Source organism: Streptomyces sp. 13-12-16, assembly GCF_002114215.1.
GTDB lineage: Bacteria > Actinomycetota > Actinomycetes > Streptomycetales > Streptomycetaceae > Streptomyces.
In genome coordinates this window covers 1-1,074 of sequence record NZ_NCTE01001063.1, presented here as the reverse complement: position 1 = coordinate 1,074, position 1,074 = coordinate 1, and the positions used below count along the sequence as shown (strand labels likewise).

1 protein-coding gene is annotated in these 1,074 nt (G+C 74.6%); it reads right to left on the bottom strand.

Annotation, left to right across the window (positions count from 1 at the left end; genetic code table 11):
• On the bottom strand, nucleotides 1–1,017 hold a 1,017-nt coding region (locus tag B7767_RS35150), incomplete at its 3' end, for a cytochrome P450 (RefSeq protein WP_085575617.1).
• Nucleotides 1,018–1,074 lie beyond the last annotated feature (57 nt).

Below are 1,074 nucleotides of genomic sequence, written 5' to 3'. Positions count from 1 at the left end.
CGGCGCGGTGAAGCGGCGCGGGTCGCGGTTGGCGGCGGCCAGGATCAGGGTGAGCCGGGTGCCGCGCGGGACGGCGGTGCCGAGCAGCTCGGTGTCCTTCGCGGCCCAGCGGCTGGTGACGTGGACGGGCGGCTCGTAGCGCAGGATCTCCTCGACGTAGGCGTCGGCGAAGTCCGCGTCGTCGCACAGCCTCCGCGCGTACGGGGCGTGGTCCAGGGCGATCATCAGGCCGTGGCCGATGAGGAAGCTGGTGGTCTCGAAGCCGGCGGTGAGCAGCACCATGAGGTTGCCCATCAGCTCTTCGTGGCCGAGCCGCTCCGGGTCGTCGTCGTGGGTCGCGACGAGGAGGGTGAGGAGGTCGTCGGCGGGCCTGCGGCGGCGCTCGTCGGCGAGCCGGCCGAAGTAGCCGGCGAGGGCGTCCATCGCGGCGTCGGCCCGGTTCAGGGCCGTGGGGTCGGAGAGGCCGTCGGTGGACACGGCGATGGTGGAGGCCATCTCCCGGAACCAGACCTGGTCCTCCTCGGGGAAGCCGAGCAGGGCGCCGATGACGGCGATGGGCAGCCGGGAGGCGAACTCGGCGATGACGTCGACGGGGCTGCCACCGGCGCCGAGGTGGGCCATGCGGTCCAGGAGGCGGTCGGCCATGTCCTCGACCACCGAGGCGAGTTCGCGCACCCGGGGCGGGGTGAAGGCGAAGGCGGCCAGGGACCTCAGACGGGTGTGGTCGGGCCCGTTGCTGTAGAGCATGGAGCTGGTGAAGGCGCGCAGGGAGGAGTGGGAGCGCCAGGCCGGACCGGCGGCGTCGTAGGCCGTACGGTCCTGGACGTACAGGCTGTTGTCGCGCAGGGCGCGGGCGCACTCGTCGTACCCGGTGACGACCAGCTTGCCGGGTCCGCGCCGGGCGAGGTCGCCGTGGGCGCGGATCGCCTCGTACAGCGGGTAGGGGTCCTGCCGCCCCCGCGCGGTGCCCAGGGCGGCGAACGCCTCCGTCAGGGTCAGGGGGGCGGGCTCGGCCATGCGGGGTCTCCTCCTGCGGCGGGCCGCTCGGCGCGGCCGGGCGGGCCGGTCACGCGG